21 protein-coding genes and 1 riboswitch are annotated in these 19,982 nt (G+C 38.6%); of the genes, 14 read left to right on the forward strand and 7 right to left on the reverse strand.

The genetic code is table 11. The annotated features are described in order from the left end of the window. The first annotated feature begins 94 nt into the window (after nt 1–94). From MKX29_RS09880 to MKX29_RS09895, 4 genes are all read left to right on the forward strand, one after another. Nucleotides 95–1,582, forward strand: coding sequence for a methyl-accepting chemotaxis protein (locus tag MKX29_RS09880; protein ID WP_224936893.1), 1,488 nt, complete (start codon nt 95–97; stop codon nt 1,580–1,582). A gap of 130 nt (nt 1,583–1,712) precedes the next feature. Beyond that, a riboswitch (Lysine riboswitch) is annotated at nt 1,713–1,897 on the forward strand. Nucleotides 1,898–2,026: 129 nt separating this feature from the next. Further along, nucleotides 2,027–2,872: a transporter substrate-binding domain-containing protein gene (locus MKX29_RS09885; RefSeq protein ID WP_341105284.1), complete on the forward strand. Its 846-nt coding sequence runs from the start codon at nt 2,027–2,029 to the stop codon at nt 2,870–2,872. Nucleotides 2,873–3,054: 182 nt separating this feature from the next. Then, on the forward strand, nt 3,055–3,813 hold the full coding sequence (locus MKX29_RS09890; protein ID WP_095371435.1) for an amino acid ABC transporter permease: 759 nt from the start codon (nt 3,055–3,057) through the stop codon (nt 3,811–3,813). A 24-nt stretch (nt 3,814–3,837) separates the two neighbouring features. Then, nucleotides 3,838–4,572: an amino acid ABC transporter ATP-binding protein gene (locus MKX29_RS09895; RefSeq protein ID WP_095373573.1), complete on the forward strand. Its 735-nt coding sequence runs from the start codon at nt 3,838–3,840 to the stop codon at nt 4,570–4,572. A 239-nt stretch (nt 4,573–4,811) separates the two neighbouring features. Here the strand turns inward: MKX29_RS09895 and MKX29_RS09900 are convergent, their stop codons facing one another. Beyond that, nucleotides 4,812–6,020: an iron-containing alcohol dehydrogenase family protein gene (locus tag MKX29_RS09900; protein ID WP_341105286.1), complete on the reverse strand. Its 1,209-nt coding sequence runs from the start codon at nt 6,018–6,020 to the stop codon at nt 4,812–4,814. 133 nt (nt 6,021–6,153) lie between these two features. Between MKX29_RS09900 and MKX29_RS09905 the strand changes: the two genes are divergently transcribed. The 4 genes from MKX29_RS09905 (at nt 6,154) to MKX29_RS09920 (ending at nt 8,998) form a co-directional block, all read left to right on the forward strand. Then, a complete protein-coding gene (locus tag MKX29_RS09905; protein ID WP_341105288.1) occupies nt 6,154–6,630 on the forward strand; it encodes a methylated-DNA--[protein]-cysteine S-methyltransferase in 477 nt (158 codons plus the stop codon). 44 nt (nt 6,631–6,674) lie between these two features. Further along, nucleotides 6,675–7,235, forward strand: coding sequence for a nitroreductase family protein (locus MKX29_RS09910; protein WP_281202835.1), 561 nt, complete (start codon nt 6,675–6,677; stop codon nt 7,233–7,235). Nucleotides 7,236–7,416: 181 nt separating this feature from the next. Then, on the forward strand, nt 7,417–8,640 hold the full coding sequence (locus MKX29_RS09915) for a hemolysin family protein (RefSeq protein WP_224936887.1): 1,224 nt from the start codon (nt 7,417–7,419) through the stop codon (nt 8,638–8,640). A 28-nt stretch (nt 8,641–8,668) separates the two neighbouring features. Beyond that, entirely contained in the window at nt 8,669–8,998 is a 330-nt protein-coding gene (locus MKX29_RS09920; protein ID WP_224936886.1) for a thioredoxin family protein, read from the forward strand. Nucleotides 8,999–9,054: 56 nt separating this feature from the next. Here the strand turns inward: MKX29_RS09920 and MKX29_RS09925 are convergent, their stop codons facing one another. The 5 genes from MKX29_RS09925 to MKX29_RS09945 all read right to left on the reverse strand — a co-directional run bounded on the left by MKX29_RS09925 (nt 9,055) and on the right by MKX29_RS09945 (nt 14,000). Beyond that, nucleotides 9,055–11,013, reverse strand: a complete 1,959-nt coding sequence (locus MKX29_RS09925; RefSeq protein WP_224936885.1) for an ABC transporter permease — start codon at nt 11,011–11,013, stop codon at nt 9,055–9,057. Beyond that, entirely contained in the window at nt 11,003–11,764 is a 762-nt protein-coding gene (locus MKX29_RS09930) for an ABC transporter ATP-binding protein (protein ID WP_251162398.1), read from the reverse strand. Before MKX29_RS09930 ends, MKX29_RS09925 begins: the two co-directional genes overlap by 11 nt. Before the next feature lie 100 nt (nt 11,765–11,864). Further along, the gene (locus tag MKX29_RS09935) at nt 11,865–12,875 is read right to left on the reverse strand and encodes a sensor histidine kinase (protein ID WP_341105294.1); all 1,011 of its coding nucleotides are present in this window, start codon (nt 12,873–12,875) and stop codon (nt 11,865–11,867) included. Between the two features lies 1 nt (nt 12,876). After that, a complete protein-coding gene (locus tag MKX29_RS09940; protein ID WP_224936882.1) occupies nt 12,877–13,563 on the reverse strand; it encodes a response regulator transcription factor in 687 nt (228 codons plus the stop codon). A gap of 101 nt (nt 13,564–13,664) precedes the next feature. Further along, the gene (locus MKX29_RS09945) at nt 13,665–14,000 is read right to left on the reverse strand and encodes a heme oxygenase (RefSeq protein ID WP_341105296.1); all 336 of its coding nucleotides are present in this window, start codon (nt 13,998–14,000) and stop codon (nt 13,665–13,667) included. A 105-nt stretch (nt 14,001–14,105) separates the two neighbouring features. Between MKX29_RS09945 and MKX29_RS09950 the strand changes: the two genes are divergently transcribed. Beyond that, complete coding sequence (locus MKX29_RS09950) at nt 14,106–14,780, forward strand: GntR family transcriptional regulator (protein WP_289434967.1); 675 nt, start codon at nt 14,106–14,108, stop codon at nt 14,778–14,780. Nucleotides 14,781–14,816: 36 nt separating this feature from the next. Here the strand turns inward: MKX29_RS09950 and MKX29_RS09955 are convergent, their stop codons facing one another. Further along, nucleotides 14,817–15,731: a hypothetical protein gene (locus MKX29_RS09955; RefSeq protein ID WP_341105299.1), complete on the reverse strand. Its 915-nt coding sequence runs from the start codon at nt 15,729–15,731 to the stop codon at nt 14,817–14,819. Nucleotides 15,732–16,158: 427 nt separating this feature from the next. On the opposite strand from MKX29_RS09955, the gene phnG reads away from it, so the two are divergent. The 5 genes from phnG to MKX29_RS09980 are packed head-to-tail and all read left to right on the forward strand — an operon-like array spanning nt 16,159 to nt 19,980. After that, nucleotides 16,159–16,581, forward strand: a complete 423-nt coding sequence (gene phnG / locus MKX29_RS09960; protein ID WP_251162395.1) for a phosphonate C-P lyase system protein PhnG — start codon at nt 16,159–16,161, stop codon at nt 16,579–16,581. A 13-nt stretch (nt 16,582–16,594) separates the two neighbouring features. After that, nucleotides 16,595–17,185: a phosphonate C-P lyase system protein PhnH gene (phnH, locus tag MKX29_RS09965; RefSeq protein WP_251162394.1), complete on the forward strand. Its 591-nt coding sequence runs from the start codon at nt 16,595–16,597 to the stop codon at nt 17,183–17,185. Continuing rightward, nucleotides 17,185–18,276 carry a carbon-phosphorus lyase complex subunit PhnI gene (locus MKX29_RS09970; RefSeq protein ID WP_341105302.1) on the forward strand — a complete coding sequence of 364 codons (1,092 nt, stop codon included), beginning with the start codon at nt 17,185–17,187 and terminating at the stop codon, nt 18,274–18,276. Before phnH ends, MKX29_RS09970 begins: the two co-directional genes overlap by 1 nt. Nucleotides 18,277–18,281: 5 nt before the next feature. After that, entirely contained in the window at nt 18,282–19,148 is an 867-nt protein-coding gene (locus tag MKX29_RS09975) for an alpha-D-ribose 1-methylphosphonate 5-phosphate C-P-lyase PhnJ (protein ID WP_224936876.1), read from the forward strand. Then, entirely contained in the window at nt 19,141–19,980 is an 840-nt protein-coding gene (locus MKX29_RS09980; RefSeq protein ID WP_224936875.1) for an ATP-binding cassette domain-containing protein, read from the forward strand. Before MKX29_RS09975 ends, MKX29_RS09980 begins: the two co-directional genes overlap by 8 nt. Nucleotides 19,981–19,982: the final 2 nt, after the last annotated feature.

Raw genomic sequence — 19,982 nt, forward strand, 5'->3', positions numbered from 1 at the left:
ATCATACCGAAATAAATAAGAGAAATAAAAGAAAAAAAACCCAAATAATAGGCTTAAAGTCCTTGTTTTTGGATTAATTTAGGAGGAAAGATAATTGGGTACGCAAAAGAACGAATTATTAAGAGTTCATAAAGTGAATATGTGGGGATTGATGACATTAGCTGTTTTATTAGTCTTACCTATTGTTATTGACCGAGGTTTGAGCGATACAATTGTCATTATGTGTGCTGGGATTTCTGTCATTGTCATGGCTATTGTTCTGTACTTTTTGCGTATCAATGATTACGTAAAGGGCTTTTTGTATGCTGCTATACCAAACCTCATTGTGATGATGCTCTTTTTTGTGGACGGTTATGCTTTGAATAAGCATTATATTTTATTCTTAACGGTTGCAATGGTGGTGCTGTATTTTAAGAAAGAAATGATTGTTGCTTTTTCTGCATTCTTTAATATTAGTTTTATTGCTACCTACTTTATAATTGGCCATCAGTTATTAGGAGAAAGTAATAGTGTCCGGAGTATTTTTACTATTATTCTTGTCACCAACGGGATTTTGTACTTATTTTATTTATTAGCTAGTTGGGGTAGGGAATTGATTGACCAAGCAGAGCAAAAAGAAACGGAGTCAAAAGACCTTCTCATACAGTTGCAAGACACCTTTGGTTCAATAGATAAAGGTACAGTGACTCTAGAAAATCATATTGGACTTTTTAAGCAAAATATTGAAACGATACATGAGTCAAGCCAACAAGTATTAGAAGCTGCTCAACAGATGGCTACAAGTATTCAGGAAGAAGCGAACAGCTTAAATATTGTCAATGATTCTATGAGTCAGTCTTTACAAAATACAAAAGAATCTGTTGCCATTTCAGAAGGTGTCGTAGAAAAGTCGAAGAGTATGAATGAGAAAGTACAAGATGGTTTAACTAAGATAGTCGATGTTACATCGCATATGAATACAGTAAATACAACGATTAGTGTGACAGCATCGACGGTATCAGATGTTCATTCTAGTATGGAACAAGTGAATAAATTATTAGCAGGCATTAAACAAATTGCCGATCAAACTAATTTACTCGCATTAAATGCAGCAATTGAATCAGCAAGAGCCGGAGAGCATGGGCGAGGGTTTGCGGTCGTTGCAGATGAAGTAAGGAAGTTAGCTGAGCAAAGTGCTGAAATCACGGTGGCGATCTCTGAAGTGACGAATACTCTTTTCACTCAGTCTCTTGAAGCACGTCAAAGCTCTCTTGAAGGGGAAGGTGCTGTAAAGCAGGGACAAGCACTTCTAACAGAGATATCTGCCTTTTTCAACGAGATCCAAACATCATTACAAGAAAACAACTTAGAGTTAGTGAAAGGTGTCAATGAAGTGTCCGCTGCCACAGAAAAATTTGAGCAAATTCAAGAACAGATTGAAAATATGGCAAATATATCAGAGGAAAACGCTGCAGCTACAGAGGAAATCGTTGCCATCATAGAAGATGAACATGAGATGGTGTCAAAAGTAAACCATTCGGTAGCGGATATTAATCATTTGAGCATCCAGTTAAAAGAGTTAGCTTCAAGCAAACAAGCTTGACATTGGTAATTATGCTCTGATCAAAAGGTTGTGCGAAAAAAGGACCAATTTTCCATAGAGTTTATATTGACAGACGCTATTAAACTATTGTAGCCTAATAGATATCAAATTGAATAAACCTCACTTTTTCTGGTGGGGTAGAGGCGCGGTATTTAACAGTCTTTAGTAGAGTGATAAGGCATGATGAAACTAAAGAGAAGGAAATATCGCCGAAATGTGCTATATCCATTTGTATAGCATGTTGGGTCTGCAGTGAATAATTGCAGGACTGTCTTAATAAATTTACCCGGTTTATTAAGGTGCACTATCTCTAAAATGGGAAAAGTAGAGGATTTAGGCGGAAGAATAACAAGGACCTGAGTTCATCTCAGGTCTTTTTTTGTTATTCTTTTTCTTAATTCGGAATAGTTTAATTAGTAGAAAAATATATTAGGGGGAATAGAAATGAAAAAGAGATTTGCTTTACTAGCTATGGCTTTAGTAATGAGTATGTTTCTAGCTGCTTGTGGTTCAAATGATGAGGCTGAAGGAAGCACAGGTTCAGGTGGAGAAGATAAAGACGTGTTTCGTGTAGGACTAGAGGCGGGTTATGCGCCATTTAACTGGACGCAAATGGATGATAGCAACGGCGCAGTTGCAATTGAAGGTAATTCAGAGTTTGCAGGCGGTTACGATGTTGAGATTGCGAAGAAGATAGCAGAAGGTTTAGGAAAAGAGTTAGTAATTGTGAAAACAAAATGGGATGGTTTAGTACCATCATTAAGTTCAGATAAAATTGACGCCATTATTGCTGGTATGTCACCAACAGCAGAACGAAAAGAGACGATTGATTTTTCTGATAACTATTACGAATCTGATTTAGTCATGGTAGTGAAAAAAGGTAGCGATTACGAAAATGCCACATCCATTCAAGACTTCAGTGGAGCAAAGGTTACTGCCCAATTAAATACATTTCATTATTCAGTAATTGATCAAATTGACGGCGTACAACAGCAAACAGCGATGGAGAGCTTCCCTGCTATGCGTGTTGCATTAGAGTCTGGAATTATTGACGGTTATGTTTCTGAACGTCCTGAAGGTGTAAGTGCTTCAGCTGCTAATGATAACTTTGCGATGGTTGAATTTACTGAAGGATTTGAGACAAGTGAAGAAGATACTGCCATTGCAGTAGGGATGAAAAAAGATAGCGAATTAACAGATAAAATCAATGAAATCCTTGCAGATATTTCTGAAGAAGAACAAAAAGAATTAATGGATGCTGCTATTGAGAATCAGCCAGCGGCAGAATAACTAAATGAGCCGGCTGCATGAGATGTAGCCGGTTTTATATCGAGAAGAAGGTTAGGAGAGACATGAGAAATAAACAACTAGGGTAGCGCATCCTCTCCGTCGTATTAAACCTTTGAAGCGCAAATCCTTAGCAGATTGATTGGTAATGGCCAATCATGATGAGAGAAAAGGAGATCATTGTTATGAGTATAGAATGGATTATTCGCATCGTTGTCGAATATTGGCCAATGTTTTTACGAGGCGCCGGTGTGACATTAGTCATTGCCTTAATTGGTACCGTTTTCGGTGCCCTAATTGGTTTGTTGTCAGGCATTCTTCGAACAATACCAATACCGGAGAATGGTCCTAAACGGTTGTTATTAAAAATAGTGAATTTCTTGTTATCTGCTTATATTGAATTCTTTAGAGGCACACCAATGATTGTACAGGCAATGGTTATTTTTTACGGGGCAGCAATGGCCTTTGGCTATCAAATGGATCCGCTCATTGCTGGTATCGTTATTGTTTCCATTAACACGGGTGCTTATATGGCTGAGATTGTTCGTGGAGGGATTATTTCTGTCGACCCAGGTCAATATGAGGCAGCCCAAGCCATTGGGATGAACCATTTGCAAACAATGATGAATGTTGTTTTACCTCAAGTCATTCGAAACATTCTTCCAGCTACAGGTAATCAATTTATCATTAATATAAAAGATACTGCCGTGTTAAGCGTGATTTCTATATCTGAATTATTTTTCCAAACGAATTCAATTGCAGGGAATAATTTCCGCTACTTTGAGTCATTCTTTGTTGTTTGTATTATTTATTTCGTTATGACTTATACCGTTACATTAATTCTACGCTATATTGAAAGAAGAATGGATGGACCGGAAAATTACGTCGTTGCAGGTGAAATGGATACGGCAGAAGATATCAAAAGAAAAACAACAGGAGCATAGGTGGCGGAAAGGAGAGTTGGAAAAGTGAATACAGTTGTTGATATTCAAGGGTTAAGTAAGTCTTTTGGTAGTCATGAAGTATTAAAAGATATTAACTTCTCAGTGAATAAAGGAGAAGTAGTTACAATCATCGGCTCATCAGGGTCTGGGAAATCGACCCTATTAAGATGTGTCAATCTATTAGAAAAGCCAAGTGGTGGACAAATTATCTATAACGGTGAAAATATCCTCGACGATAAACATAATGTCCATCAATATCGTAAAAATCTCGGCATGGTTTTTCAATCTTTTAATCTATTTAATAACCATAATGTATTGGGCAATTGTGTTGTTGGGCAAATAAAAGTATTAAAGCGTTCAAAAGAGGAAGCAGAAAAAATCGCGAAGAAATATTTGCGTGTGGTCGGGATGGAGGCTTATGTAGAAGCTAAGCCAAGACAGCTTTCCGGAGGTCAAAAACAGCGTGTGGCGATTGCAAGAGCACTTTCAATGGAGCCAGATGTGATGTTGTTTGATGAACCAACCTCAGCACTCGATCCTGAAATGGTTGGCGAAGTGTTAAAGGTGATGAAGGAACTGGCTGGCACAGGCCTGACCATGCTTATTGTCACCCATGAAATGGAATTCGCCCGTGAAGTGTCGGATCGCGTTGTCTTCATGGATAAAGGCGTCATTGCTGAAGAAGGGACACCAGAGCAACTATTCAATAACCCCAAAATGGAAAGAACCAAAGCTTTCCTACAACGTACACGTAACTAAAAGAAGCTTGCCCGATTTAATAATTAAATTGGGTTGGCTTCTTTTAGTTTTAGCCTCTCGTACGGAACGTTGTTAAAAGCTTTGGAATTGGATCAGAAGTTTGTCGGACCTTTGGTAGAATTTGAGCTGCGACAAAGATGAATGAACCACATTCGTAAGACCAACTTATGCTGTCGTATTTCCGCTCCAGAATTAAGCTTATTCATGTCTAGCTCGGAAGGAATACTCTTTTTCCTTAGTTAATGATAAATTTTCTCGTCTATATTCACAGGTAAGACCTTTTTATAAATGGCTTCAATATCTTCTTTCACTGCTTTTCTTGGATTATAATGTACGGTTCCATGATCGTTCATTGCATCTTCTGCTAGTTGGGCGATATCTTCATCTGTAAAGTGGTGATCGAGATGCGAAAAATCTTGTGGAATATCAATAGAATGCATTAATTCTTCTACTAACGGAATAAGAGTTTTGGCTGCTTGTTGCATACTTACGGAATGTAAGGATGGATCAATCATGCGTGCAATTGTTGCATATTTTTCTGTTGATGCCGGAAGATTGTAGGCAATCACTTTTGGTAATATCACGGCATTCGCAAGTCCATGGGGGACACCGTAGCGTGCAGACATTGGATGTGATAAGGAATGAACAATCCCTAATCCACCAAGGCTAAATGACATGCCAGCCAATGTACTAGCAAGATGGACTTGCCCTCTTGCTTCTAAATTGTCTGCATGAGCATAGGTTTGTGGTAAATAGGTCCAGAGCATGCGAATCGCTTGAAGAGCAAGAGCATCTGTAAAAGGATTAGCAGGTAATGAAACATAAGATTCAATGGCGTGGACAAGTGCATCAGCCCCTGTAGCAGCCACATGCTTGCGTGGTAATCCTAGCGTGAGTGCCGGATCCACAAACACAACTTTTGGTACTAGATAAGGAGACCCTAGAACAAGTTTTCTACCACCGTCGCTATCTGTAATTACACTCGCAATCGTTACTTCAGAGCCAGTACCAACTGTTGTTGGAATCGCAAAAAGTAATGGTAGTTTATCTTCTATTGGCTTACCGCCAAGAGCGTATTCCAGTACATGTCCGGGGTGTGTGACTGCTACAGCCAGCGCTTTGGCAAAGTCCATAGAGCTACCGCCTCCAAGGGCAATAATCAAGTCTGCGCCTTCTAGTTGAAAGCTCTTCATGCCTTCCATAACGGAATGAGCAGACGGGTTAGGCTCGATTTCTGCATAAACTGCATATTCAATAGATGCATCTTCTAATACTTGGGTGACTTTTTCTACGACACCTGATGAAATCAGTCCTTTATCTGTACAAACGAAGACCTTCTTCTTTCCTGTCGCTTTAATTTTGTCTGAAAGCTCTTGTTGAACGACCTCATAACCAAATTTTAAATCCGTTTGTAGATTTAAGTGAAATGATGCGTTCAATAAACTCATTCGCTGATCCTCTCCCTCTAATATTTTTTTACTTATAAATAGTTAAGCGCTTACAAGGTGATTTCCTTCTTTCTATAACTAAATTTTAGAAAGAGTGTTAGAATACAAGTAAAAATGAGGGAGTGAGCTTGTTATGCAAAAATCGCTTGTACAAATAAATTCCCCTGTAGGTGTGCTATCAATCGAAGGAACAGAAAAAGCCATCACAGCTGTTCAATTTCTTGATAGAACGGAAATCGCAGAACCATTGAGGGATGACTCGCCAGATGTAATAAAGGAATGCGTACAGCAATTAGAGGAATATTTTCAAGGGAAGAGAGAAGCATTTGACATTACTTATGAGCTCAATGGGACAACCTTTCAAACGAATGTATGGCAAGCGTTAACAACAATTCCTTTCGGCGAGACTGCCTCATATAAAGACATTGCCGTCATTGTTGGAAATGAAAAAGCTGTCCGTGCAGTCGGGAGCGCTAATGGAAAAAATAAAATGGGTATCATTGTACCTTGCCATCGTATTATTGGCACAAACGGAAAATTAACTGGTTATGCAGGTGGGATGGAAAGAAAAGGCTGGTTGCTTGAGCATGAAAGAAAGTTCAGAAAATAGTATAATAGTTCTGGTAAGCAGAATGTTAGAAGAGGTGACTGGAAATGGAGAGAAAAATCGATGAAATCATCAAGGATCGCCGTTCGATTAAAAAATTCAAACAAGATCCTGTAAGCATAGATGAAATTGTAGAATTACTAGAGGTGGCAAAATGGGCACCAAATCATAAAATGACGGAACCATGGCGTTTATTACTATTCGCTGAAAAAGGGAAAGAGAAGTTTATTGACGCATTTTGCCAAACGCAAAAATTAAAGGATGGGACCATACCTGAAAAAGCACAAAATAAATCCGCTTATTTTCGCTCTATACCGTTGCACTTAGTTGTTGTGATGCCTGAGGACCCTCGTCAAAAGACATGGGATGAGGATTATGGTGCAGTGAGTGCAATGATTCAAAATTTCCAATTAGCTGCATGGGAAAGAGGCATTGGCATGATTTGGCGTACCAATGATTGGATCTATAATCCTGTCTTCCGAGAAGCGATTGGTGTAAAACCAGGGGAGAAAGTAGTAGCTACTTTAATGATTGGTTATGCCGATCATATTCCTGAAGCAAAGCCCCGAACAAGTATGAAAGAAAAGCTGCAAATTATTAAAGAGTAAAATAAGGTGACAATAAAGGCTAGGGCAGGTGCGAAAAGCAGTTCCTAGCCTTTTTTTAGCTGCTAGAATATATAATCCTTTTTTAAAGTCAATCAAATATGTTTGTAGGAAGAGTAGTTAGGTATACTATTGGTATATAAAATATCGATTAATGGCTGTTCATTTGTTAGGGGGACTAGAGTTGATTATTGCTATTATTTTTCTATTATTTGTTTCATTCTTTTTTTCAGGGAGTGAAACGGCATTAACTGCAACAAATAAGATGAGGCTGCGAACGAAAGCGAAAAACCATGATAAAAAGGCAGAAAAGCTTCTTAATATCGTCTCAAAGCCAAGTGAGTTTATTACTTCTATTCTCATTGGTAATAACATTGCTAATATCTTACTACCAACACTTGTAACAACCCTTGCTATTCAATATGGGTTTAATGTTGCGCTTGCTTCGGCCATTTTAACAGTAGTTATTATTATATTTTCGGAGGTAATTCCGAAATCCATTGCAGCAGCTTTCCCTGATCGTATATCGTATCTTGTATACCCTGTGATTCGGACCGTTATTTTTATTCTAAAACCAGTGACAGTCATTTTAAATGGCTTAACGGGGTTTATTACCCGCATATTATCAAAGGGGCAGAAACAAGAATCATCGATTTCTAAGGAAGAGCTACGGGCAATGGTGGAAATCGCTGACACGGAAGGCATCTTTAAAAAAGAAGAGTCTCATCGTATTAAAGGTGTACTTAATTTTCACAATTTAAATGTAAAAGACGTGCTAAAAACCCCAAGAATAGATCTTGTTGCGTTTCCTATTACAACTACATTTGAAGAAGTAAGAGATACTGTGATTCAACATCCGTATACAAGGTATCCTGTCTATCGGGAGGATATTGATCGTATTGTCGCAGTTTTTCATTCAAAGTACTTATTATCTTGGGCTGCGGAACCACATAAAACACTAGAGGATTATTGTGATACAGATCCCTTAGTTATTTATGAATTTGCTTCTCTTGAGCGTGTTTTTCGCCAAATGACAATGGAGAAAAAACATCTAGCAATTGTCTTGGACGAATATGGTGGAACAGAAGGAATTGTTACTCATGAAGACATTATTGAAGCCATGATTGGGTTAGAAATTGAAGATGAAATGGATCTTGATACTGAAAGGCATATTCATAAGCTGACTGACACAGAAATCATCTGTAATGGAAAAATTACATTATATCAACTCAATTCTGTATTTAAGACAGATATACCAGAGGAAGATGATGTACTGGCAGGTTACATACAAAAGCAAATAGACCATTTTCCGGCGGTAGGTGAAGTCATTGTACAAAACAATCTTACTTTTGAAATATTAGAAGTAAAAGGGAGAGCACTGACTAAAATAAAAATTACTAAAAAATGATGCTGTGCTTTTAAAGGAGTTTGAAAAAGTGAATAAGCATTCAGAATTGAAATCAATTAAAGAAGTTCGAGCATTTGTTCAAGAAAATAACTTTGCCCTCCTTTATATTTGGAGTGATCAATGTAGTGTATGTCATGCATTGTATCCCAAATTATTAGAGAGTGTGAAGGATTTTCAAAAGATAAAACTAGGAAAAGTTAACTATCAGGTTGTAAGCGAAATAGCCGGTGAGTTTTTGGTTTTTTCTGTACCGACAGTCATCCTCTTTAAAGAAGGAAAAGAGTACTTAAGAGAAGGAAGATTTTTGAGAGTACAGGAGTTTAACAAACAATTAAAGCATTTTATTCAAACTTTATGATGTAAAAAAATGCATTAAAAAGGCACCGTTCTTAAATGAACGGTGCTCTTCATTCATTACAATGCATCTTTGATCACTTTCTTATAATGTAAAATCGCTAATAATCCAAAGATGGAATAAAGCACAGTATAGATAACCATGACAATAATAGTTGGTGTCATCATTTCTGTTCCAAACAAGAACCAGCCCGATTTAACAGCGAAGTAACTATGAGACAGACTGAGAACAAGGGGGATACCAAAAGTGAAAAATTGTTTCACGCAAATGCCTTTTAGGAGATCGTTCTGAGTATAGCCAAGCTTACGTAAAATCGTATAGCCATTCTTTTCTTCTTCCCCTTCATCCATTTGCTTAAAGTAAATGATACAGCCTGAAGTGATTAAGAATGTAAGCCCTAAGAAGCCGGTAATAAATAATGTCAAACCGATAAATATTTTTACCCCTTCAAATTCTAATTGTAGGGACCAAGTATTGTGAGCGAAATCCATTGTTTCGTATAGATTATTCGCTTTTTCTATGTCTCCTGTGTTTTGCAGGTTTATTTTATAAAAATGGTTGCCTTGGTCTTGGAGATTTAATTGTAAATCAGCATTTAATTCATTTTGCAATTGCTTATATAGAGTGTCATCGACAACAGCAGTTGGTGAGCCACCGTTTGTGAAATAAAAGGGAATGACAGGTTCATCATTTAAACCAATAAAGTCTAGTTTGTATTCTTTTGCAGTTGTATGCATCACAATAGAGCTATCATGCTTTACTTTCATCAGTGAGTCATACATTGCTGGCCATCCAGCGAAGAACACTTCATTAGGCAAAACATCTAATCCTTCAACAAATTTATCGCTAACTACTGTAGATTCCATCTTCTTTACATCGACTTCTGCTAATTCGGGATCAACAGTTAGTTCAATCAAATCTATCATATTAAAGGTAGTAACTAAGACTTCCATTGTTTCTTCTGTATAAGCGATATTATGATCATTGAATGCCTCTGTTAGCATATTTGCTTCTTTTTCACTATTAGTAGAAAAATCCGCTTGTACACGTTCAAAAGCACTCTTTTCGGCTGAATAGTATTGGATATAAGATAAAGACAGTAAACCAATGGCAAGTGCCGATACCGTTGAAATAACCGTTAATAGTAACGCATTGGATTTCATGCGGAACATAATAGATGATAAGGACATAACATCTGTTATGCTCAAGTAACCACCTTTGCCTTTACGAATGACATTTCCTAAGAAGGTAATAGAACCACGGAAGAATAGGTACGTACCAACAATCACGCTCCCAAGGATGAAAATCATCACTATAAATAATTCATTTATTGAGGTGAAATCCCCACTGAACAGGCGTGATGAAACATAATAACCAGTAAGAATAAAAGCAATTCCTAAAATACCAATAATTATTTCCACAATTGTTACACGTTTGACGGTGCTTTCTGTCGTAGCTTTAACCTTAAACAGTGATAGGATGCTTTGACGATGAATAAAGAAAAGGTTGTTCGCCATAATGAGAAGGTAAATGGCAGCGAACACGATTAATGTCTGTACCAACGCCTGAGTTGAAAATTGTAATTCAGCTAATTCATCCATTGAGATTAACTTAAATAAAATCATTAGCACAAACCTGGAACAAAGAAAACCGAGAAAAATGCCAATGAATAGAGAACCGAAATACAATAAGAAGTTCTCTATTGTGAGTATGCGGAAGATTTGCCCCTTTGTCATCCCAATTAGTTGAAAGAGACCAATTTCTTGTCCACGTCGTTTAATAAAAAGGTTGTTAGCGAATAAAAGAAAAACAGCAACAATTACGATGAGTAGGACAGATGCTGCCCGTATAGCCGCTGCACCTTTTATTGTACCGCTCGCCTCATCTAATGCAGGGTCATATTGTAATGTAACAAAGGCAAAATAAAGACTAGAGCTAAAAGCAAGTGCAAAAACATAAAGGTAATAATTCTTCAAATTCTTCTTTAAATTACGCCAAATGAGCAAATTAATGTTCATTTTGTACACCGCCCAAAATGGCTTGCGTCTTCATAATATCCTTAAAGAAATCTTGCCTCTTCTCATCACCTTTGTTCAATTGGGTGTAGATATGTCCATCTTTAATAAAAATTACGCGACTGCAGTAACTCGCTGCAACAGGATCATGTGTGACCATGATAATCGTAGATTTTCTTGTTTCATTCAGTCGCGTTAATTTATTGAGTAAATCAGAAGCTGCTTTTGAGTCAAGGGCACCGGTCGGTTCGTCCGCAAAAATAATACTTGGCTCATGAATGAAAGCACGTGCTGCTGATGTTCGTTGTTTTTGACCACCAGAGATTTCACTTGGATATTTGTTTGCTAATTCTTCAATCCCTAATTCAGTGGCGATGTCAGAAAAGCGTTTATTGGCTTCAGTCCGTGATACTTTTTTGATTGATAATGGCAGTAAAATGTTTTCTTTTACTGTCAATGTATCAAGTAAATTATAATCTTGAAAAATGAAGCCAAGATAATGTTTACGGAATTCCGCAAGTTGTCTTTCTTTCATTTTCGTCATTTCTTTTCCTTCAATACTAATGGAACCAGAGCTTAAGTGATCAATCGTCGAAAGGATATTGAGCAAGGTTGTCTTCCCTGACCCCGATGCCCCCATAATACTGACAAATTCACCTTGCTTTATATGCAGGTCCAAGCCTTTTAAAACTTCTTGTTTATTCCCTCTACTACCGTAGGTTTTATGAATTTTATGTGCTTCTAATATATTCATGTGAATGCTCCTTTTTCTAAGCTTACCTACATTGTAAAGGGATAGAGGGACTTTCTCCTTCGATTCAGCGAACAAAATATCATTGTGTGTGACATTATTGTCACTTCGTTGTCATTCTTATATGAACGAAATCATTCATTTTAGGGAACACAAGTGTTACTGTCGTCCCTTCATTTATGATTGAGCTAACTTGAATGTTTATTTTTAATGTATCAGCTGCTTTTTTGGCCAAATAAAGCCCCATTCCTGTAGCAGCATGTCCTGCATGGTCAGCTGTTGAGGTGAATCCCTTGTCATATATACGCGGTAAATCTTTTTGTGAAATGCCTTTCCCTTTATCTGAAATGGTGAGAACGTTAATGTCACCAAGTGCCTGTGATTCAATGGTAATTTCGGATGAGTGACTGTATTTTACTGCATTAGATAAAATCTGCCTAATCACAAACCCAAGCCATTTACCATCACTTGTCACTTCTTTCACTGCAAGATCGAGTTCAAAACCAATCCCTTTTTGCATGCACCAAGATTGCAAGTCTCGTATTTCCCTAAATAATATTTCCTCAAGTGAGACCTTATCAATATAAAGATCATTTTCTAAAGTTGGCATACGCTTATGGTGAAGCTGCTGATCAAGCAGTAAATGAATGCGAAGCCACTCGTTAGCTAAAGCTGATTTCGAGCTTGGATGCTCTAGGCGATCAATGATGAGTTTCATTGCCGTTAAAGGGGTCTTTACCTCATGAATCCATCGCAATAATTCATCTTTCTCTTGTTCAATCTCCAATTTGATCTGTTGATTTTCCACATCTAATTGCTGCGTTTGTTTCTGAAGACTAGATTCAATGATTTTTTCAAAAGGTGAGCCGGCCTCTTCTAAATAGTGGAGATCAAGTCCAGGTGCCCAATTTTCTAATCGGCGGTAGTAGGAGGCCTCTTTTATAAACCGCAAGAATAGAAAGATAATGAAAATAACCAGCAGGATCCCAACCATATAGAGGGTCGAATACATTGATAATCCAGGATCAATATAAGCAAATACAATGATAAGCATCAGAGAGAAGAGGAAGAGAAGTATCCAACTTATTCGTTCTTTTAAAAAAGTAAACACCATATTAATAGTCCTCTTCCATTGCCATATAACCTTGTCCTACCTTTGTATGTATATGTTTGCCTAAATCGATTTCCTCCAGCCGTTTTCTTAGCCGGTTCACATTAACGGTTAAAGTATTGTCACTAATAAATCGCTCATCATCCCATAGAGCTTTTATAAGTTCATCACGGCTTAGTGTTTTATTTTTGTGTTGAAGCAATTGTTTAAGAATAAACATTTCGTTCTTCGTTAAGGTAATCTCACCGTGTTCGTTAGAAACCGCATATTTCTCATAATCGATTTTAGCTCCATACCATGTTTGTAGTGTCTGAGAATCAGCCGTATAGTTATAGGCTCTTCTTAATAAAGCTTGGATTTTTGCCACAAGCACATCGAAATGAAAAGGCTTTTGCACAAAATCATCCGCTCCAAGTTGCATAGACATGACCATATCTGTCGGGTGATCACGAGAAGATAAGAAAATAATTGGGACAGTAGAATGGTTACGAATCATACGACACCAATGAAAGCCGTCATATTTAGGCAATTGAATATCTATGATTACGAGGTCGGGCTTAACTTCTGAAAATCGTTCAATTACTTTTGAGAAATCATCAATTCCATTCACGTTATATGACCATTGTTCTAACCTTTCTCTGATCTCCCGATATAAGCTTTCATCGTCTTCTATAAGTAAGAGAGTAAACATCTTTTCACCACACTTGTTTTTCCATATATTATATTAAAAACGAAAGGGAGGACAACCTTCTAGAAAAAAAGAAGACCGTACAGCGACGATCTTCTTATCCGTTATTTTCCGATAGCTTCAACTGTCGTTGCTACTTTCCCGATAACGAGTTCGCTACCAAGCATTGGAGATTCTTTAGGCTCTTCCCCTTGTTTTGGTTCTGGGCGTTTATGTGCTTGTTTGAATATGTCACTTTCCTTCCAAGCTTGGAAGCTATCAAGGTCTTCCCAATACATATTCACATTCAATTCATCATGTTCTTCTAAGTTTTGTGTAATAACGGTTTCCACTTTAATGAAACCTTCCATTTCTTGTAGAGGACCTGGCTTGGTGAAGTTAGGTGCTAATCTTTCAGCAAAACCTTTTTTCATTTTAATGCGATTCGTTACAATATACATCATGATTCCTCCTTTTAGTGATCATGCTTTTATTATAAACTTACTTTCATCAATTCTGAAATTAAAGCCCTTCATTTGGTAAAATAAAGGCGAGAGGTGAGAGGGATGTATAGTGAAGCGTTATTAATTGATGAATTGGTGAAAAGAATCATTGCAGGTGAGTATCTATCGAATGAAAAGTTCCCATCTGAAAATCAATTAGCAGAAGAGTTTCAGTTGCCAAGAATGACTGTGAGAAAAGCGTTACAACACTTAGAAGGTCGAGGCCACCTTTATTCCGTTCGCGGAAAAGGGCGGTATTTAAAGCCTGAATCAGATGTGATTCATTTACACTTATCGGGGGGCGAAAGTTTTACAGATAAAATGCTAGCTTCCGGTTATGATTTGAAAACGGTGAATCTATTTTCCCCAGCTAATGAGATAGATAAAGAGAACCAAACCTATATGTTGTCGAGACTTCGCTATATTAATGGGGAGCCAATTGCTATTCATCAATCGTATGTCAATACAGAGGTTTTCCCTACTATTAAAAAAGATGCGCCGACAATTACATCCATGTTCGCCTATTACCGAGCTCATGGTTTTCATCACTTCACCAATAATGGAGCAGTATTAAGCGTACAATTTCCCTCCGCCTATGAGCAAGAGTTGCTCAAGTGCAATAATATCCTCCCACTTATTTGTCTTGAAAGTCATACCGTATGCGAAGACACTGAAAAAATACTAGAACGAACGTGCATTCTTTATAGAAGTGATAAATTTAAGTATCGGCTCCGTTAAAATGGGGCCGATTGCTTGGTTTTTAGATATATATAGCTAGAGAGAACGATGAGAGAGAGAGAAATAAACATGATTTGCGCGCAATACATAGTCAAATCTATAAGTATGTTGCGTGTAGCTAAGATTTGCACGCAGTACATAGCCAAATCCAAAAGAATGGTGCGTGTAACTAAGGTTTGCGCGCAGAACATAGCTAAATTCAAAAGTATGTTGCGCGAAACTAAGGTTTGCGCGCAGTACAAAGTCAAATCCAAAAGTATGTTGCGCATAACTAAGGTTTGCGCGCAGAACAAAGCTAAATCCAAAAGTATGTTGCGCGAAACTAAGGTTTGCGCGCAGAACAAAGTCAAATCCAAAAGTATGTTGCGCGAAACTAAGGTTTGCGCGCAGAACAAAGTCAAATCCAAAAGTATGTTGCGCGAAACTAAGGTTTGCGCGCGGAACAAAGTCAAATCCAAAAGTATGTTGCGCGAAACTAAGGTTTGCGCGCAGAACAAAGCTAAATTCAAAAGTATGTTGCGCGAAACTAAGGTTTGCGCGCAGAACAAAGTCAAATCCAAAAGCATGTTGCGCGAAACTAAGGTTTGCACGCAGAACAAAGTCAAATCCAAAAGCATGTTGCGCATAACTAAGGTTTGCGCGCAGAACAAAGCTAAATCCCAAAGCATGTTGCGCGAAACTAAGGTTTGCGCGCAGAACAAAGTCAAATCCAAAAGTATGTTGCGCGAAACTAAGGTTTGCGCGCAGAACAAAGCTAAATCCAAAAGCATGTTGCGCGAAACTAAGGTTTGCGCGCAATACAAAGCCAAGTCCATCATCCTCTTGCGTGAAACCATGTTTTACACACAGTCTCAGTTTTAAACGCTCATATAAGAATATATATTTTGATTGGATGAGGCTGACAACAGTTTGAAGGATATTGTCGCCAAATTTATATGGAAATGCGGACATGATCACCTTGCATGGTAGGGCGTACCAGCCTCTGATACTCCTGGCTTTTGCGGCGGAATAATTATACCCGTAGAGGCTCGATGTCAAAGGGTATCATGAAATTAAGCTCATAATTGAACAATAACCTTAACGGAATATGGTAGATAATCGCTTGATAAGCGAGAGCAACCACCGACCACCGATCTACTCACCCTACTAGCTGACAACCACATTAATAACCTCAAAAAAAGCAGCTCAAGCTCGAAACCAATATTGCTATATCCATTTTCAAAGACCCCTCACCACAAAAAGGAGAGGGGTTTTTTGCAAGGGTTAATTCTATAAAGGTGTCCGCCATGTAAATCCTTATTTACACAATATTAAAAATAAATTAAAACACAACAGCTTGGCGCCAAGTTACGATGAACTTGCGAGAGGAGGTAGGGAGATGAATCGAAAAAGAAGAACAACGATTTTAGTGAAGGCGGGAGCCTCGTTGGCTAAGGAGATGGCGAGAGAGGTGACCGAACATTACGACGTAAAAGAAATAGTTGCACCGAGAAACGGTTTAACAATGCTGAAGGTAAGAGAAACAGCCAAGCGATCCCTATTTTATCTAGGGGAAGTATTAATGACGGAGACGATGGTAGAAATAGAGGGCAGTATAGGTAAGGGAATGGTCATCGGTCTAGAAGAAGAGTGGTCTCGTGACCTTGCCATCATTGATGCCGCTTATGGAGCAAAATTGCCGATTATGGCGAGATGGAATCAACTTCTCCAAGCGAAAGAAGAAGCAATCATCAATCAGGAAAACAAAGAGCAGGCACAATTAATGGAAACAAAAGTGTCCTTTGAAACGATGTCAATTTAAGGGAGTGAAAATAATGCCACTTGATTATGTCCATGACACACAAGCTGTATTTCGCAAGGTAATGGATGGTATGGCACAGCCTGGTAAAACAAATAGTTTAGCTAAGCAAATGATTCAAATTGACCATCCAATTGATTGTTATCATTCTACCTTTTTAACGATGGTCACCTTACTCGATAGCGAGGCAACTTTCCATATTAAAGGGAACCATACGCCACTCGTCCAAAGAATCTCCCAACTGACATTAGCCAAGCATGTGGAGGAAAGTGAAGCCGATTTTATCATCATTACAGCTGATTTACCACAAGCTGGTCTAATAAGCGCTATCCAATCGGCGAAAAAAGGTAGTTTAATCGACCCTCAACTTTCTGCCACCATCATTATTGAGACCCCAGAGCTGTCATCAGGACAAGAATGGCTATTAAAAGGACCGGGGATCAAGAAGGATAAGCGTTTAAAGCTCGCTTATTCTCAGACAATCAACCAAGCACGTGAAGAGAAAAATCAGGAATTTCCGCTAGGAATCGATATCGTGATAACGGACCAAGTAGGTAAGCTTGTTTGTTTACCAAGGACAACAGTAATCAGTGAGGTGAGTAAGTAATGGGATATGTTGCCGTTAAAGGAGGGACAGAGGCTATCGAAGCCTCCATTGAACGCCTTCGTTATAACCGGCTGAAAGGTGAAAGGCATATAGAAATTGAAACAATTCTTGCCACGATGAAGGGTTTAGTAGATCAGGTGATGTCTGAAGCTAGTCTGTATGCGCCTATGTTAGCTGCGCTGGCTATTAAACAATCGGAAGGGAATATGGAGGAGGCCGTATTTACCTTGCGTGCCCATCGTTCGACATTACCACGATTGTATTATAGCGAAGCAATTCAGACAGAAGATATGCGCATTTCTAGGCGGATCTCTTCTAGTTTTAAAGATATCCCTGGTGGACAAATATTAGGAGCAACAACGGATTATACACATAGATTGTTAGATTTTGATTTATTAATAGAGAATCAACAAGAAGAGAAACAATGGTTGCAGCATTATAAAGAAAAAACCGATCAGCTGAGAGAGCAGCCATCATCACAAATTTTCCCTAAAGTTGTGGAATATTTAAGGAAAAACGGTCTTGTGCAAACTTATGTAGATGATAATCGCGAGCCTTTTGATGTCACAAAGAAGAGCCTCCAATTTCCTGCCAATCGAAGTGCAAGGTTGCAGACATTAACAAGGGGACAGACAGGTGCAGTTACTTCTCTTGGTTATGCTTCTATGCGGGGATACGGTCAAGTTCATCCCAATGTAGGGGAGTTGAGGGTGGGTATGATGCCTATTCACATCTCATCTCCACATGAATGTGAGGAAGAGCATTATTATATAGGTGCTATTGAAGTGACAGAAGTGGAATCATTTGTGCCGGTAAAGGGCGCGAGTGAGGAAAGTGAAGAAGCCCTCGACTTTGAAATCGGCTATGGGATGTGCTACGGGCAAAATGAGACAAAGGCGATAGCGATGAGTATTTTAGATCAATGCTTGCAGCACCCATCACCTGATTTTCCTACACATGACGAGGAGTTTGTTTTATTGCATATTGATTCCGTTGAATCGACAGGGTTCATTTCGCATTTGAAACTTCCTCATTATGTGACTTTCCAATCTAAGCTCGATCGTGCAAGAAAAGGACAGAAAGGAGAGTAATAATTATGACAAGACTCCATCATTTTGCTTTCTTCGATGAAGGCTCAAAAAAAGAGATTAGAAGAACGATCTTAAAAGCGATTAGTATTCCAGGTTATCAAGTGCCCTTTTCTTCGAGGGAAATGCCTATCGCTAGAGGCTGGGGTACAGGTGGATTACAGGTGACGCTATCCATCATTGGCAAAGACGATGTATTAAAGGTGATTGATCAAGGGTCAGATGAATCGGTTAATGCAGTCAATATCAAAAAACTAGTTGAAAAAACGACAGGCATTGCCATTACGGAAGGAACGGCAGAAGCAACGATTATTCAGTCAAGACATCGCATCCCTGAGCAGCCTTTAACAGAAGGTCAAGTGCTCGTCTTGCAGGTCCCTGCTCCAGAACCATTGCGGTCAGTAGAAAAGAGTGAAAGACAAACGAAAATTCTCCATGCGGAAGAAGAATACAGCGGTGCTTGGCTACAGTTATTTGAACAAATTATGAAATATGGTCAGACCAAAACAGGGGCGGACCACCCCGTCTATGTAGCTGACCGTTATGTCATGGCACCGAGTCCTATTCCCCGATTTGATAATCATAAAATGAATCATTCAGAAGCACTTATTTTATTAGGGGCAGGACGAGAAAAGAAAATTTATGCGGTTCCACCTTATACAGATGTCCGTTCATTAGCATTTGAGGATTACCCATTTACTGTCGAATCTTTCGCAGAACAAGCTTGTCATTTATGCGGGTCAACCGATACGTTTTTAGATGAGATCATAGATGCAGATAAGGATAAGGTGTATTACCAATGTAATGATTCTCACCATTGTTTAGCACAAGTAAATGGGGCGATTCAAGGAAAAGGGGATATAAGCTATGCGTGATGAACCTATCTTACAAGTCCAGCGATTAGAAAAAGTGTTTGGAAGAAGCTGTAGTCATTGTCAGCATCAAGATACGAGACAGTTAGAAAAGAATTTTTGCCCTTATTGTGGGACAGTGTATGCCTGTCGAAATATCTCGTTTGAATTATTTCCCGGGGAAATATTAGGGATTGTTGGCGAAAGTGGGAGTGGGAAATCTACGCTTATGCAATGTTTATATTTTGATGAGACTGCGACAGGTGGGGAAATGTTTATCAACCATGAAGATTTTAAGGAGAAAAACATTTTTGCTCTTTCTAATCAGCAAAAAAGATATGTGCGCAACCATATCCTCGGAATGGTTTATCAAAATCCAGCAAAAGGGTTGAAGATGAACTTTTCCTCTATTGGAAATATCGCTGAGAAACTCATTGCAGCAGGCAATCGCCATGTCGGTGAAATGGAGCGTGTCGGAACGGAATTGCTCGACAAAGTCCATCTTCCCCTTTTTAGAATGAAAGAAGAACCCAAGCGGTTCTCAGGGGGAATGCAGCAGCGTGTGCAGATTGCAAAAGCCCTTTCTAACTATCCTCCTATTCTTTTCTTAGATGAAGTAACGACCGGGTTAGACTTATCTGTGCAAGCCAGTGTCCTTGATTTAATTAAAACGATTCAACGTGAGATGGGTATCAGCATGATTGTGGTATCGCATGACTTAGCCGTTATTCGTATGCTAGCTGACCGCACAATGGTGATGTTAAATGGGGAAGTAATCGAAAAAGGGCTAACAGATCAAATCCTTGAAGATCCTCAAGACGCTTACACACAACAGCTTGTTTATTCGTTGCTATAAAA

Origin of the sequence: Cytobacillus sp. FSL R7-0696 (assembly GCF_038006865.1) — a bacterium.
GTDB lineage: Bacteria > Bacillota > Bacilli > Bacillales > Cytobacillaceae > Cytobacillus > Cytobacillus kochii.